This window comes from Acinetobacter sp. S4400-12 (genome assembly GCF_024129495.1).
In the GTDB taxonomy this organism is placed as follows: Bacteria; Pseudomonadota; Gammaproteobacteria; order Pseudomonadales; family Moraxellaceae; genus Acinetobacter; species Acinetobacter lwoffii_C.
The window spans coordinates 1-14,293 of sequence record NZ_JAMXYB010000027.1 but is presented as its reverse complement, the minus strand read 5'-3'; the positions used below and the strand labels follow the sequence as shown (position 1 = coordinate 14,293).

Annotated in this window: 16 protein-coding genes; 14 read left to right on the top strand and 2 right to left on the bottom strand. The window is 46.4% G+C overall.

Annotation, left to right across the window (positions count from 1 at the left end; all coding sequences use genetic code 11):
- Position 1: 1 nt before the first annotated feature.
- From hisS to der, 4 genes are all read left to right on the top strand, one after another.
- A complete protein-coding gene (gene hisS, locus NI461_RS10590; RefSeq protein ID WP_253157256.1) occupies positions 2-1,297 on the top strand; it encodes a histidine--tRNA ligase in 1,296 nt (431 codons plus the stop codon).
- A 29-nt stretch (positions 1,298-1,326) separates the two neighbouring features.
- Positions 1,327-2,025, top strand: coding sequence for a tetratricopeptide repeat protein (locus tag NI461_RS10585; RefSeq protein ID WP_253157254.1), 699 nt, complete (start codon positions 1,327-1,329; stop codon positions 2,023-2,025).
- Entirely contained in the window at positions 2,022-3,170 is a 1,149-nt protein-coding gene (gene bamB / locus NI461_RS10580) for an outer membrane protein assembly factor BamB (RefSeq protein WP_253157252.1), read from the top strand. Before NI461_RS10585 ends, bamB begins: the two co-directional genes overlap by 4 nt.
- 166 nt (positions 3,171-3,336) lie before the next feature.
- Positions 3,337-4,749 carry a ribosome biogenesis GTPase Der gene (gene der, locus NI461_RS10575; RefSeq protein ID WP_151204114.1) on the top strand — a complete coding sequence of 471 codons (1,413 nt, stop codon included), beginning with the start codon at positions 3,337-3,339 and terminating at the stop codon, positions 4,747-4,749.
- A 57-nt stretch (positions 4,750-4,806) separates the two neighbouring features.
- Here der and NI461_RS10570 read toward each other — a convergent pair whose 3' ends face one another.
- Positions 4,807-5,364 carry a hypothetical protein gene (locus tag NI461_RS10570; protein WP_253157250.1) on the bottom strand — a complete coding sequence of 186 codons (558 nt, stop codon included), beginning with the start codon at positions 5,362-5,364 and terminating at the stop codon, positions 4,807-4,809.
- 243 nt (positions 5,365-5,607) lie between these two features.
- On the opposite strand from NI461_RS10570, the gene NI461_RS10565 reads away from it, so the two are divergent.
- Positions 5,608-6,246, top strand: a complete 639-nt coding sequence (locus tag NI461_RS10565) for a 4'-phosphopantetheinyl transferase superfamily protein (RefSeq protein ID WP_253157280.1) — start codon at positions 5,608-5,610, stop codon at positions 6,244-6,246.
- A 19-nt stretch (positions 6,247-6,265) separates the two neighbouring features.
- On the opposite strand, the gene NI461_RS10560 is transcribed toward NI461_RS10565, so the two are convergent.
- Positions 6,266-7,036: an SDR family oxidoreductase gene (locus NI461_RS10560; protein ID WP_253157248.1), complete on the bottom strand. Its 771-nt coding sequence runs from the start codon at positions 7,034-7,036 to the stop codon at positions 6,266-6,268.
- A gap of 89 nt (positions 7,037-7,125) precedes the next feature.
- Here NI461_RS10560 and mazG point away from each other — a divergent pair, with 89 nt between their 5' ends.
- From mazG to yjgA, 9 genes are all read left to right on the top strand, one after another.
- Positions 7,126-7,938: a nucleoside triphosphate pyrophosphohydrolase gene (gene mazG, locus NI461_RS10555; RefSeq protein WP_253157246.1), complete on the top strand. Its 813-nt coding sequence runs from the start codon at positions 7,126-7,128 to the stop codon at positions 7,936-7,938.
- A complete protein-coding gene (locus NI461_RS10550) occupies positions 7,898-8,335 on the top strand; it encodes a ComEA family DNA-binding protein (protein WP_253157244.1) in 438 nt (145 codons plus the stop codon). Before mazG ends, NI461_RS10550 begins: the two co-directional genes overlap by 41 nt.
- Before the next feature lie 136 nt (positions 8,336-8,471).
- On the top strand, positions 8,472-9,935 hold the full coding sequence (gene pcnB / locus NI461_RS10545) for a polynucleotide adenylyltransferase PcnB (RefSeq protein WP_253157242.1): 1,464 nt from the start codon (positions 8,472-8,474) through the stop codon (positions 9,933-9,935).
- Entirely contained in the window at positions 9,932-10,417 is a 486-nt protein-coding gene (gene folK / locus NI461_RS10540) for a 2-amino-4-hydroxy-6-hydroxymethyldihydropteridine diphosphokinase (RefSeq protein ID WP_253157240.1), read from the top strand. Before pcnB ends, folK begins: the two co-directional genes overlap by 4 nt.
- Positions 10,418-10,469: 52 nt before the next feature.
- The gene (gene panB, locus NI461_RS10535; protein WP_253157238.1) at positions 10,470-11,279 is read left to right on the top strand and encodes a 3-methyl-2-oxobutanoate hydroxymethyltransferase; all 810 of its coding nucleotides are present in this window, start codon (positions 10,470-10,472) and stop codon (positions 11,277-11,279) included.
- Between the two features lies 1 nt (position 11,280).
- A complete protein-coding gene (panC, locus tag NI461_RS10530) occupies positions 11,281-12,129 on the top strand; it encodes a pantoate--beta-alanine ligase (RefSeq protein WP_253157236.1) in 849 nt (282 codons plus the stop codon).
- Positions 12,130-12,148: 19 nt separating this feature from the next.
- Positions 12,149-13,000: an RNase adapter RapZ gene (gene rapZ, locus NI461_RS10525; protein ID WP_151205373.1), complete on the top strand. Its 852-nt coding sequence runs from the start codon at positions 12,149-12,151 to the stop codon at positions 12,998-13,000.
- Positions 12,997-13,266, top strand: a complete 270-nt coding sequence (locus NI461_RS10520; protein WP_151205377.1) for an HPr family phosphocarrier protein — start codon at positions 12,997-12,999, stop codon at positions 13,264-13,266. The genes rapZ and NI461_RS10520 overlap by 4 nt, the downstream gene beginning before the upstream one ends.
- A gap of 2 nt (positions 13,267-13,268) precedes the next feature.
- Positions 13,269-13,802, top strand: coding sequence for a ribosome biogenesis factor YjgA (yjgA, locus tag NI461_RS10515; RefSeq protein ID WP_151205372.1), 534 nt, complete (start codon positions 13,269-13,271; stop codon positions 13,800-13,802).
- Positions 13,803-14,293: the final 491 nt, after the last annotated feature.

The following is a 14,293-nucleotide window of genomic DNA, read 5'->3' as shown; positions in this document are numbered from 1 at the left end:
CATGAGTTCAATCGTCGCAATCAAAGGTTTTAATGACATTCTCCCAGCGCAAACCCCGGCTTGGAGACGTCTTGAACAGCATCTATCAAGCTTGATGGATACGTATGGCTATCAACAAATCCGTTTGCCGATGGTTGAGCAGACCAATCTGTTCAAGCGTTCTATTGGTGATGCCACGGATATTGTTGAAAAAGAAATGTACACCTTTTTGGACAAGGGAAATCCGCCTGAGTCATTGACCTTGCGTCCTGAAGGAACAGCAGGTTGTGTCCGTGCCATGCTGGAGCATAACCTGTTGCGCGGTGCAGCACCGCGTGTATGGTACATTGGACCGATGTTCCGCTATGAAAAACCGCAAAAAGGCCGTTACCGCCAGTTCCATCAGTTTGGAGTGGAAACCTTTGGTGTAGCTACCCCAGATATAGATGCCGAACTGATCCTGATGACAGCGCGTTTATGGAAACGTATGGGGGTAGCTGACAAGGTTCAGCTGGAACTGAATACGCTGGGTGAATCGGATGAGCGGGCAGCATATCGCGCCGCACTGGTGGAATTCCTTGATGCTCATAAAACCGATCTGGATGAAGATTCACAGCGCCGTTTAAGTACAAATCCGCTGCGTATTCTGGATTCTAAAGATGCCAAGACCCAGTCAATTCTGGAAAATGCACCAAAATTGCACGACTTTATGGGTGAAGACACGCTGGCGCATTTTAATCAGCTACAGCAGTATTTGACTGAAGCCGGTATCAGCTTTGTGATTAATCAAAAGCTGGTACGTGGTCTGGACTATTATAATAAGACAGTCTTTGAATGGACCACAACGCATTTGGGTTCACAAGGTACAGTATGTGCCGGTGGCCGTTATGATGGTCTGGTTGGTCAGTTGAAAGGCAAGGCAGACCAGTCTGTCCCAGCAGTCGGTTTTGCGATGGGTATAGAGCGTTTATTGCTTCTGCTGGAGCAAGTTGAAGACAATACGCCAACACGTGACTGTGAAGTATTTCTGGTCGCTGATCCGGCCTCCCAGGGCAAAGCGTTGGTGCTGGCTGAACAGATCCGTGATCAGCTTGAAGCCACAGGCAGTGCGATTCGCTTAAAGGTGGGCTCACAAGGCTCAATGAAATCGCAAATGAAAAAGGCAGATCAGGCGGGTGCCTTATATGCAGCGATCGTCGGTGAGCGTGAGCTGGAAGCTCAGAGCTTTACAGTCAAGGAGTTGTCAACTGCCGAGCAGACGAATGTGCCATTTGCTGAATTTGTTGCATTTTTCAGTACTAAAATTTCTTCAAAATAATCGATAAAACTTAGGAAAAGGGTAATCGCATGAGCGCAATGAGTGATGATGATCAACTTGAAAGTTTGAAATCCTTTACGAAAAAGTATGGTTCTTCAATCATTACCGGGATTTTGATTGCGTTGATTGCCTTTTTCGGATGGGAATACTGGCAGAAGAAAAACCTGGCAGAAGCACAAATGCAGACTGCTAAGGTGCAGCAGTTGATGGATGATGCGCAAGCCCAAGATGGCGATGCATTTGCTAAGCTGTCTGAAACAGCGGACAAAATTGTCAAAGATGCTCCGGATTCTGCTCAGGCCATCCAGACCCAGCTGGTGATGGCAAAACTGGCTTATGATAAAGAGGATTATGCTGCCGCTGAAAAGGCCTTGCAGAAAGTTGAAAACTCGAAGATCAAGGATGCAGGTCTGATTCAGGTGGTGAAATTGCGTCTGGCCTATGCACAGCTGGCTCAGAAAAAATATGATGCTGCGCTTAAAACATTAGATGCAGTGACTGAACCGGCATTCAAGGCAACTGCGGATGAAGTGCGTGGTGATATTTATGTTGCCAAAAATGATATTGAAAATGCTAAAAAAGTATATCAAAGTGCATGGGATGCATTAATGGAACGCAAAGAAGAACGTCAAATTTTACAAATGAAACTTGAAAGCGTAGGCGTGCTGGTCGATGATCCTGAGATTGAACGCCCAATTATAGAAACACAAGTGGACGAAACTGAATGAATAGAACATATAAAATCACCTGTGCCTTGACAGTTTTGACCCTTGCACTTGCGGGCTGTGCGGGTAAAACCAATAAAGCCCCAGAAGTTAAACCGAATCCATTGCCTAAATTGACTCAGGCCAAAACATTGGTTCCGGTGTTTTCGACCAATGTTTCTGCCAGTGAAGCAGCAGATCCTTTACGTCTGCGTCTGGGTGCAGACCAGGGGCTGATTTTTGCAATTGACCCTAAGGGTGAAGTGAGCGCATTTAATGGCAAGCAACGTGTCTGGCAGAAAAAAGTAGCGCAAGACTCCCTGAGTGCAGGTGTAGAAGCCGCTGACGGAATCGTGGTGGTAGGCACCAACAAAGGTAAACTCCTGGCTCTGGACCAGAAAACAGGTGAGCAAAAGTGGACTGCCCAGTTGACGGGTGCCATTTTAGCGCCATCGCTGATTCATGCGGGACGTGTCATTACGGTAAGTAATGATGGTACGGTGTATGCGCATGAAGCCACCACTGGGACACAGGTATGGACCTATAACCTGCCGAATGTACAGTTCAGCTTACGTGGTGTGGCTGCTCCTGTGCCTCTGGATGCACGTAATATCCTGATTGCCTCTGCTAATGCCTATATTTATGTCATCGACGCGATCAGTGGTGTACCAAAAATGCAGCGCCGTGTCGCTGTATCGGATGGACGTTCAGATATCCAGCGTCTGGTGGATATTGATGGTGAACCTGTGGTGGCTGGACAGTTTGTCGTGACCACCAGCTATCAGGGCCAGGTGACGGTACTGGATCTGGCCTCACAGCAGGTGGTCTGGAGTGAAGATGCCAGTAGTATTCAACGTCCGGAAGTGGTTGGAAATGGTGTATTTGTGGCACAAAGCAATGGTAAAATCAGTGCCTATGAAATTACCACCGGCCAACCGCTTTGGGAAAATGACCAGTTGTTGAATCGTCAGCTGAGTAACCCGGTGATGCTGGGGAATGAGCTGGTGGTGGGTGATCTGGAGGGTGTATTGCATCTGATCGATCCACGTAATGGACAGATTGTCGGTCGTGCCAAAACTTCAGGGGAAGTCCGTACTTTGCGTGTGATTGACAATCAACTCTATGTGTCGACACGTAAGGGTGCATTGAGCATCTGGCAGAATCGTTAATTTTACTTGCCTTATGTTAAACTAGGCGCAACCGTATTTTTTGAACCGCGGGGCGATTGAAAACTCAATGCCCCGTGTTTTATTTCGGGTATTTACCCGCTATCTTCCTATACTTTCTGATGTGCAGGCCTCTATAGACTGCCTGATATTGAATAAAGGTTAATCTATGAAACCCGTAATTGCGCTCATTGGTCGTCCGAACGTCGGAAAATCAACCCTGTTTAACCAGATTACCAAGAGCCGTGACGCATTAGTGGCAGACTTTGCCGGCCTGACCCGCGACCGTAAATATGGCGATGCCGTCTACCAGAATAAGTCATTTATTGTGGTGGATACCGGCGGTATTGGTGAAAATGAAGGGGGCATCGACTCCTACATGGCGGAGCAGTCCAAAACCGCCATTCATGAAGCTGACATGATCATTTTTGTGGTCGATGCACGTGCCGGGCTGCTGGCTTCTGATGAACAGATTGCTCGTGAATTGCGTACCCTTGGCAAAAAAGTCTTTCTTGTCGCCAACAAAGTAGATGGCGTACATGCAGAAGCTGCGCTGGTAGAGTTTTATAAGCTTGGAATGGGTGAGCCTTTACAGGTAGCCGCCAGCCATGGCCGCGGCGTGCAGCAGATGTTAGAAGATGTGCTTGCGGATGTGCCTGAAGATGAAAACCCGGAAGAACATGACAAAAATACCGGGCTGCGTCTGGCGATTATCGGCCGTCCAAATGTGGGTAAATCTACACTGGTAAACCGCCTGCTGGGTGAAGAACGTGTGGTTGCATTTGACCAGCCGGGAACCACCCGTGACTCGATCTATATTCCTTTTGAGCGTGACGGCCGTCAGTACACCCTGATTGATACCGCCGGGGTACGCCGTAAAGGTAAAGTGGATGAAATGATCGAGAAATTCTCCATCGTGAAAACTTTGCAGGCGATGAAAGATGCGCATGTGGTGGTGATTGTGGTGGATGCGCGTGACGGGATTGTGGAGCAGGATCTGCACCTGATCGGTTATGCGCTGGAGGCTGGCCGCGCCATGGTAATTGCGATCAACAAATGGGACAACATGTCTGAATATGATCGCAAGCAATGTAAGCTGGATGTCGAGCGCCGCTTTGACTTTATTCCTTGGGCGAAAATTCACCTGATTTCGGCCCTGCATGGTACTGGTGTGGGCGAGATGTATCCTTCGATTCATCGTGCCTATGATTCTTCTCATCTGAAAGTATCACCGGCCAAACTGACCCAAATCCTGAATGATGCAACCGATGCGCATCAGCCGCCAACGGTACAGGGCCGCCGAATCAAGATGCGTTATGCGCACATGGGCGGACAAAACCCGCCGACGATCGTGATTCACGGTAACAAGGTGGATAAAACGCCTGCGGATTACCGTCGTTATCTGGAAAACGTCTTCCGTAAAGTGTACAAACTTGAAGGGACACCAGTAAAAATCGAGTTTAAAACCTCGGAAAACCCGTTTGAAGGTCGTAAGTCACAGATAGACGAACGTACTGCTGCGCGCCGCCGTCGTTATGTACAGAAATTCAAGAAAGCAGAGAAGAAATTTAAACGTGGTTAATCGCCATATTTAAATGTAAAAAGCCTGCGAAAGCAGGCTTTTTTATTTGTTCCTGTTTTAGATTGAACATTTTTTTGCTTTTTGATAAATACGGATATTTTCAAGATTAGCTAAAGCTACGTCAGCATCGGCTTGAGAGGCAGCAAGATTATTTTGATTGTTATTGCCAGTAAAAGCATTGGTGATTTCAGTTGCGCGTGCAACTGTTTGAGACTGGCCTGCAAACGCAGAGAGTGCACCACTTGCAATACCTGCCAATTTAGAAACAGGATTATTAGCTTGATTGAGGGCATGTTGACTTGCTTCTAAGCTGCGTTCAAAACTGCGCGCTTCTACCGCCAAATCGGTACAATCTAAACCTTTTAAGTATGTGGTTGAGTAGACACCGTTATTTTGATTTGAAGCATGATTATAATTAGAAGCATAAGCACGGTCTGCACGTGCAACAGCAGTATTCGCCTGCAAACGGCTGCGCTCCATATTGGCTTCAGCCTGATCCATGATTGCGCCGTTTCTAGCTCCCATAACTGCAGTAGCAGCTTCTAACCAAGAGCTAGCGTGGGTTGAAAATGATAGTGTAATAATTGTAGTACTAAGTATGATTCGCTTAAACATATGACCCTCTGTTTTTCTATGTGTAAAATTGTGGCTGAATTGTAACCGGTTTTTATGCGCTTAAAAATAGCTTTAAAGCTCATGTGTTATTTTAATTAATCACTGCATTTTATTGTTTTACTTAAGTTTTATTAAAATATATTTTCGGGTATTCCTGACTTTTGGTCAGAGAGGCAATTAGTTTGATTTATACTTTAAGCTCTAAAGGCAACATTTTTATAAGGGCAACTATTTTTGAAGTCTATTATTCATATTGATTGGATCGCACTGGCACCACGACTTAGACATTTACAGGGCCTGGATCGTAAAAACTATATTCAGCAGCGTAAACAATGGATTTATGGCTATCGTAACCAGTTGCTCTCCACACAGTTGGGCTCCGTGATTGATCAGCAGGATTTCAGCCTGGCCAAATACGGCAAACCTTATCTCCACACTCATCCAGATTTCAGCTTTAATCATAGTCATAGCCAAAATTTCTATGCTCTGGCAACCAGTCATCAGGTTCAGAACTTAGGGGTTGATATTGAAGATCTCGACCGAAAGGTGCGTTTCGAAGCCTTGGCACAACACGCTTTTCATCCTGAAGAACTCAGGCAATGGCAGGAGCTGAATTATGATCCTGAGTACTGGTTCAAGGTTTGGACCACGAAAGAAGCTGTCTTGAAGGCTTCAGGATTGGGGATTCGGATAAATTTAAATGAGTTGAATACCCAAATCTATCCGGAGCAAAATGGTGGGTGCTGCGAACATCCGGATATAGGGATATATGCTTATCAACATTATGTTCTCGTGGGCTGCATGCTTAGCGTGGCTTGGCAAAGTGAGCAGTCATGCAAGGGTTTTAAATTTCCAGTTATTCAGATTCATCCAGGTGTCTAAAAGCGTATTCACTATTTTTTTATTTTTTGGCAAGCCATAGATTACTGATCCGGTTGACGAACTGGGGACTTATTTGGGAGAGATGGAATAAGAACCGGCTTTTAAATCCGACGGGATGGTGGGTTACTTGCCAGATGGAATCTTTGAGCTGTGCGAGTTTAAGAATATCCTGCGCCACATCTTCTGCTTTCAAATGTACGCCTATTTTTTTGATGCTTTCCGCCTGCATATCTTTGACCATCGCGGTACTTACGAAAAGTGGCATCACATCCAAGACTCGAATCCCATAAGGTTGCCATTCAATATCCAGGCTTTCAGTCAGGCCGCGTACTGCAAACTTGCTGGTCGCATATGAAGCCAAATCAGCCTGACCATAAATCGCAGATGCTGAGGATAAATTGATGATCCGGGCGAAAGAGGACTGTTTTAAATAGGGAAAAGCGGCATGACAGCCATTGAGAGTGCCTTTGATATTAATATCCAAGGTTCGATGATGTGCTGGAATGGGGGTATTTTCAAAAGGACCTGAATATAAAATACCGGCATTATTGACCAGAATATTAATCTCACCGGCCCAGACTGCGAACTCACTCAAAGCTGCTTCCCAGCCAGCATAATCTGTTACATCAATAAAGCCGGCCTTGGCATGTTCACCGAGTTGCTGGGCCAGTTGTTCTGCCTGCTCCACGTTAATGTCATAAATACCGACTTTGTAGCCGTGCTGGTAAAACAGGGCAGCTGTCGCGGCACCAATTCCTTGTGCAGCACCGCTAATCAATATACTGTGCATGTGCTTGATCTCCTTATTGTCTTTTTTTTGAGCATAGCAAGAAATAGGCAGAATAAAGCGGCTATTTGGTAAAGATGAGGTGTTAAAAAGTGGAACAATTACTCCAGATCATGCGTGAGTTACGTGAAAAATGCCCCTGGGATCAGCAACAGACTCCCGAATCTCTAACCCGATATGCGATAGAAGAAGCGTATGAAGTAGAGGCGGCGGTACGTTCTGCTAATGTTGAAGATGTGCGGGATGAACTTGGAGATCTGCTGTTACAGGTGGTATTTCAGGCACAAATGTACAGCGAGCAGGGTGCTTTCGATTTTCAGGACGTGGTGCAGGCGATTAGCGATAAACTGATTCGTCGTCATCCGCATGTGTTTCAGGCCGAGCAGTTTGCACAGCTGAGCCCTGAAGATGTGTCAGTATTATGGAAAAAAATTAAGCAGACAGAAAAGCAGGGCAAACCCCGTTCACGCCTGGATCAGGTCAAGCATGCGCCAGCATTGCAGCAGGCCGACGAGATTCAGCGGAATGTGGCCAAAATTGGTTTTGACTTTCCTGATGTGGCAGGTGCGTATGGCAAGCTGGAAGAAGAATTAAGCGAACTCAAGCAGGCCATAGCTGCACAGAATTCCGATGAAATACAGGAAGAATTTGGCGACTGCTTATTCTCATTGGTGAATATCGGCCGTAAACTTGGAGTTTCGAGCGAAATGGCATTATTGGGAACGATCCATAAGTTCCGGACTCGCTTTGCCTTGATGGAAGATCAGGCCGACAAACAACAATTAAACCTGGAAAGTCTGTCACTGGCTGAGTTGGATCAGCTCTGGGAACAGGCCAAATTAGAATTAAAAAAAAGGGCTGCTCATGAACACGTTACAACCTCGAACAGGTCTGACATGGATTAGTTTTCTTCTGCTCGGCTGCTGGCTTGGTTATCTGTCAATTGCGACTACTGCTCAAGCAGCGGGAACAAATGGAACAAACTATACGGAATGGAAAACCCGACAGCAGCAACAGGATGCGCGTCTGCAACAGAAAGCAGCAATCTCTCCTGCTTCTGAAAGTGATTACTATCTGGCCAAGCCTGCTTTATCAGTCACTTCGGCTGCCGATAAAATTAGCCTGAACAGGGCAAATGTGGAGCAGTTACAGCAGTTGCATGGGATTGGACAGAAGAAAGCGCAAGCGATTGTTGAGTATCGGCAGAAAAACGGTCAATTTAAAACGATTGAAGATATTCAGCTGGTCAAGGGAATCGGGCCAGCTTTATTTGCCAAAAACAAGGCTAGACTGGGGCTGTAAGCAGACTGAAGAGACGATGAATTGCCAATCAATCTGAATGCTAAGAATGAGATAATCAAATTGCCCTTTAGCGGTGTAAGCGATATGATTAGCGTCATCTTAAAAATTTACGTTCAGACGTAGGAGACAGCGTCTTTTGCAAACTTTGCACGCGTCAAAATGTGGTTTATCAACCGCTCAATTACCTTCTTATATTCTCGATGTGATTGATGCCTTAACCAAGGCAGGCTATGAAGCTTATATTGTAGGGGGGGGTGTCCGGGATCTGATGCTGGGTTTAAACCCCAAAGATTTCGATGCTGTCACCAATGCCACACCCGCTCAGGTCAAAGAGGTATTCGGACGGCGTTGTCGGATTATCGGACGACGTTTCGAGCTGGCGCATGTCTATTCCGGCCGTGAACTGGTGGAAGTAGCGACCTTTCGTGCGCCGCCTAAAAAAGCAGTCACCTCTGCTGCGGGCATGATCCTGCGTGACAATAACTGGGGCACCATCGAACAGGATTTTGCCCGCCGTGATTTTTCCATCAATGCACTGTATTACCAGCCGCGCAAAGCAATTGTGCTGGACTTCTGTCATGCAGTAGAGGACATCAAAAGTAAAACCTTGCGTTTGCTCGGTGATCCGACATTAAGGTTTGAGGAAGATCCGGTCAGGATGCTGCGCACTTTACGTTTTGCAGCCAAGCTGAATTTCAATATTGATGAGGCCATTCTGGATATTTTTACGCCGGAAATGACCCAGCTGTTACGTGATGTTTCTCCGCACCGTCTATATGACGAGTCACAGAAACTCTTTACCATGGGACATTTGAACCGGGTATTGCCGATGCTGATTGATTTTGGCATCTGGCGTCAGTTATTTGCTGATATCCAGCCTGATATTACGCCGTTTATTGAGCGTGCCGCAAAAAATACAGACCAGCGTATTTCCATTGGTAAAACCATTAATCCCGCTTTCTTTTATGCGGTATTGCTATGGCAGCCATTTTTAGAGCGCTGTGAGTTTTATCTTTCCCGCGGTGTGGTGGCAGCTGAAGCACGTGCCCAAGCGGGGCTGGATGTACTGAAGCGTCAGGCCACGCGCACGGTCATTCCACGTTTTGCTGAAACCTTTATTCGTGAAGTCTGGGAAATGCAAACCCGTCTGCTGAATCCAAAACCACAGCAAATTGATGCTTTGTCAGGACATGCGCGTTTCCGTGCCGGCTTTGACTTCCTGCTGCTACGTGAAAAATCGGGCGATGCAACGGCACAAGGGATGGGCACCTGGTGGGATGAATACCAGCAAATGAATGGTGATGAAAAAGAGCGCGCCATTGCCCAATATAACCGTCAGCGTGCCAGAAACCGTCGTAAGGTTTCCCAGGAAGAGCATCTGGAGCAGCGTCTAGTGGCTCAGGAAATGACTGAAATTGAACCGTTGGTGAATGAGCTGGAGCCGCGCAACCGTCGTGTACGTAAAGCCAAATATGAGGCCGAGCGTAAATCGGTGTCCCAGCTAACTGCCAGTGGCGAAATTGGTGCAGATCACCCGATTACCAAACGTAAACGTGTACAGCGTGATTTAAGCCAGGTTATTTTTGGGCCAACACAATGACAGTCAGCTATATCGGTTTGGGAAGCAACCTTGGCGATTCACGCCAGATTTTAGTAGAAGCCGTACACAAGCTGGCCAGCCTGGGGGCGGTCAAAGCGTCGCATTTATATCAAAGCCCGCCCATGGGTCCACAGGACCAGCCGAACTATTACAATGCTGTGGTGCAACTGGTCACAGACCTTGCAGCGCTGGACTTGCTGGATCAGCTGCAGGCCTTTGAGCAGGAAGCAGGCCGGGTGCGTTTACGACACTGGGGCGAGCGTACGCTGGATCTGGACTTGCTGATTTATGGCGATGAACAGATTCAGCATGAGCGTTTGATTGTGCCGCATGTGGGGGTGCTGGAGCGCGACTTTGTACTGCTGCCTCTGCTGGATATTGATCCTGAATTACAGTTCAATGGACATATATTAAAAGACCTTGACATCGTCAAGCACTCAGCCTTGACGGTCTTCGATCGCACCAACTGGGCAAATATTTAATTTTGAAATAATTGGCAGTTCGAGAGAACTTCAAAAATAGAGGAGTATCTTCATGATCAGTCTCAGTGATTTAAGACGATATAAGGCTGAAGGACGCAAATTTTCCTGCCTTACTTGTTATGATGCAAGTATGGCCAAAGCCATGGAAATTGCCGCAGTCGATAGTATTCTGATTGGTGATTCCTTAGGTATGTCCATTCAGGGTCGCGACTCAACACTGCCTGTGACTGTAGAAGATATGGCCTATCATACGGCAGCGGTACGCCGTGGCAATCAGCATGCTTTGATTATGACCGATCTGCCATTTATGAGTTATGCCACTTTAAATGATGCCTTGCAAAGCTCGAAAACCGTAATGCAGGCTGGTGCGCAAATGGTCAAGATGGAAGGTGGCGCATGGCTGGCGGAAACGGTTCAGGTATTGACCCGTAACGGTATTCCGGTGTGTGTCCACCTGGGCTTAACACCGCAGTCGGTGCATGTCTTTGGCGGTTATAAATTACAGGCACGTACCCGTGCAGCCGCAGATCAGTTAATTGCAGATTGCAAGGCAGTGGTTGAGGCGGGTGCTGCACTACTTTTACTGGAGTGTGTGCCTGCGCAACTGGGTCAGGAAATTACGGAGCTGTTCCCGCATGTTCCGGTCATTGGAATCGGGGCAGGGTCAGCGACCGATGGTCAGGTACTGGTGGTACAGGATATGCTGGGCTTGACCTTTGGTCATACTGCAAAATTTGTACGTAACTTTATGCAAGAGCAATCGGGTGCAACTGCCATTCTGGATGCATTCAAAGCCTATCATGCGGCGGTATTGGACGGCTCATTCCCGGCACCTGAACAAACATTCCAAGTCGAGTTGTAACATGAAAACAGAAACAACCATCCAAGGTTTATCAGCTTCACTGAATCCTGCACGTTCGGCACGTAAAATGATTGGCTTTGTACCGACCATGGGTAATCTGCATCAGGGGCATCTGAATCTGGTACGTGAAGCACGTAAGCTATGTGATGTCGTGGTGGTCAGTGTTTTCGTTAATCCGATCCAGTTCGGACCGAATGAAGACTTTGATAGCTATCCACGTACCCTGGAGCAAGATCAACAGCTCCTGGCGGAAGCCGGTTGTGACATCGTATTTGCTCCAAGCGTGGAGCAGATGTATGGTAACAAGCCACGGTTGACCAATATCAGTGTAGCTGAGATCACCGATGACCTGTGCGGTTTGCAACGTCCAGGCCACTTTGATGGTGTTGCTGTTGTCGTGACAAAATTGTTTAACATTGTTCAGCCAAACTATGCGTTCTTTGGGCAAAAAGATTATCAGCAACTGGCTGTGATCCGTCAGTTTGTCCAGGATCTAAATATTCCACTGGAAGTGATTGGTGTACCGATTGCACGGGCGGAAGATGGTTTGGCACTCAGTTCACGAAATGGGTATTTAAGTGAGCAGGAGCGTGCAACTGCACCGGTGATTTTCCAGAGTCTGCAAGCCGCTGAGCAGCAGTTACATGCTGGCCAAACGCTGGAACAAGTATTGAGAGGCATTCGTGAAACGCTGACCGATGCCGGACTTGTAGTGGACTATGTGGAAGCACGTAGCCCGGAGCTACAGGAAATTCAGACGTTTAATCAAGATGTGGTGATATTGGTGGCAGCAAAACTCGGTACCACACGTTTGATCGATAACTTGCAGGTCAAGTACGCAGTTGGCTAGGATGAAAGGATGGTAAGGCATGAAGCGCATTTTAATTGTCACGGGGCAATCTGGTTCAGGTAAGTCATCTGCTTTGCAGGTACTGGAAGATCTGGGTTATTACTGTATTGATAACTTGCCTTTGGCCTTACTTCCTGAGATTGTAGCAAAACTGGACAATGACAATAATCTGGAATTGCTGGCACTCGGGGTCGATGTGCGCAGTACCCGGGCGGATCTGGAAGAGTTTAATCATGTGTTTGAGCAGCTACAGCAGCATGGCTCGGTTGATATCATCTATTTGACCACACAGGATCAGGAGTTGATCGCCCGCTTTAGTGCTTCACGTCGTCCACATCCTCTGGCTGCACGTTTTAAAAGCCTGAATCAGTGTATACAGGAAGAAAAAATCCTGCTGATGCCGATTCAGCTGCGCTCTACCGTGCACATTGATACCACCGATAAAAGTGTGCATGACCTGAAGCATACGTTATTGTCCCGACTGGGACAGACCGATCAGCTGATTTTGATCTTACAATCCTTTGGTTATAAGCACGGGATTCCTCTGGATGCCGATTATGTCTTTGATGTACGGCATTTGCCTAATCCACACTGGGAAATTGAACTTCGCAAGTTTTCAGGCCTGGATCAGCCGGTGCAGGAGTTTTTGCAAAAAAGCGCTCAAGTCGAAGATATGTTTCAGGATATTTATCATTTTCTGGACAAGTGGCTGCCGACCTTTGCTGAAGGACATCGTCATTATATAACGGTGTCTATTGGTTGTACCGGCGGGCAGCATCGCTCTGTTTATATTGTGGATAGACTAAAAAAAGCGCTTGAGGCAAAATGGTCTATTCAAGTCCTCCACCGAGAAATGAAGCACTGGTCATGATTGATACGACTGTTGACGTGATTAATAAACTGGGTTTACATGCGCGCGCATCTGGTAAACTGATTGAAGTAACGACCAAGTTTCGTTCCAGTATCCAGATTGGAAAGGCGAACAAACTGGTAGATGCGAAAAATATCATGTCCCTGTTGATGCTCGGTGCAGGCAAGGGAACCACTTTACGCTTGGTGATTGAAGGCGCAGATGAGGACATGGCCTTATCTGAAATTCAGGCACTTTTTGCAGCAAAATTTTATGAGGCAGATTAATCGTGGCACGTCGACCGCACAGTTTTACTGAAGAAGACTTTGAATCTTTAGAAGGACGTGCAAGTAAAACTGAACAGAAAAAAGCCGTCCAGCGGATGGCTGCTTTGGGCGCACAGCTGGCTGAGCTCAGTGTAAAGCAGATCAAAAATCTGCCTGTAGAAGAGCGTCTGATTGATGCCTTGCTGGATGTACAGAGCATCGGCTCCAATGAGGCACGCCGTCGCCAGTTTCAACGGATTGGCAAACTGCTGCGTAATGAAGATGAAAGCATAATTTTGTCTTATTTAACCCCAAAACAGGGTTTAAAGAAGACCGCTCAGCTGCAACGCTGGGTCGAACGCATGATCAAAGATGGTGATCCGGTCATTAATGACTTTAGCAAAACTTATAATGCAGCAGAGCGTCATACCATTCGCCAGCATGTTTTGCGGATTCACCGCGATTTGAAAGCTCAGGCTGATGAAGCGACTCTAGCCGAGTCCAAGCAGAAGCTATTCAACTATGTGCAGCAGGTGGCATTGATCTCGGATAACTAGTTTCTTATCAGAAAGCGGCTTTAGTAGCCGCTTTTTTTTATGGTTAAAACTTGTTTCCAATTTTTAGAAGCTAACGCTAGATTTCGGTTAATTGTAAACTAATGTAGTTTTTGTAGTAGAAACGTGGATTATCTTATTGCCTAAGTTGCTTTCTTCTGGAGGTTTTGGGGAGCATTATTTAAGTATTATTAAATAAAAAGAAAGGCTCTCGTTGTTATAAATTCAACCTGTTACTCAATTTTTGAGCTCTAAATAACAGGATTTAGAGGGGTGAAACATCATTCATTTCTTTGACCAGTTGTTAAAACAATCTTATTTACTGTAGTTCATCAATATGGAGGAAATATAGAGAAAAGATGAACTTATTAAGGTAATTAATATTAGATCTCTTTCATAAATGTTAGATTAGCATTTGAAGTGCAACACCATGTTGTTGCCATAATACCTGACTCGGACTTTTAAAGCCGAGTCTTTTTCTTGGACGATGATTC

Excerpts from the sequence above, each read along its gene's own strand:
- hisS (WP_253157256.1), top strand. The coding sequence starts at position 2 with ATGAGTTCAATCGTCGCAATCAAAGGTTTTAATGACATTCTCCCAGCG.
- NI461_RS10585 (WP_253157254.1), top strand. The coding sequence starts at position 1,327 with ATGAGCGCAATGAGTGATGATGATCAACTTGAAAGTTTGAAATCCTTT.
- bamB (WP_253157252.1), top strand. The coding sequence starts at position 2,022 with ATGAATAGAACATATAAAATCACCTGTGCCTTGACAGTTTTGACCCTT.
- der (WP_151204114.1), top strand. The coding sequence starts at position 3,337 with ATGAAACCCGTAATTGCGCTCATTGGTCGTCCGAACGTCGGAAAATCA.
- NI461_RS10570 (WP_253157250.1), bottom strand. The coding sequence starts at position 5,364 with ATGTTTAAGCGAATCATACTTAGTACTACAATTATTACACTATCATTT.
- NI461_RS10560 (WP_253157248.1), bottom strand. The coding sequence starts at position 7,036 with ATGCACAGTATATTGATTAGCGGTGCTGCACAAGGAATTGGTGCCGCG.
- NI461_RS10550 (WP_253157244.1), top strand. The coding sequence starts at position 7,898 with ATGAACACGTTACAACCTCGAACAGGTCTGACATGGATTAGTTTTCTT.
- folK (WP_253157240.1), top strand. The coding sequence starts at position 9,932 with ATGACAGTCAGCTATATCGGTTTGGGAAGCAACCTTGGCGATTCACGC.
- panB (WP_253157238.1), top strand. The coding sequence starts at position 10,470 with ATGATCAGTCTCAGTGATTTAAGACGATATAAGGCTGAAGGACGCAAA.
- panC (WP_253157236.1), top strand. The coding sequence starts at position 11,281 with ATGAAAACAGAAACAACCATCCAAGGTTTATCAGCTTCACTGAATCCT.
- rapZ (WP_151205373.1), top strand. The coding sequence starts at position 12,149 with ATGAAGCGCATTTTAATTGTCACGGGGCAATCTGGTTCAGGTAAGTCA.
- NI461_RS10520 (WP_151205377.1), top strand. The coding sequence starts at position 12,997 with ATGATTGATACGACTGTTGACGTGATTAATAAACTGGGTTTACATGCG.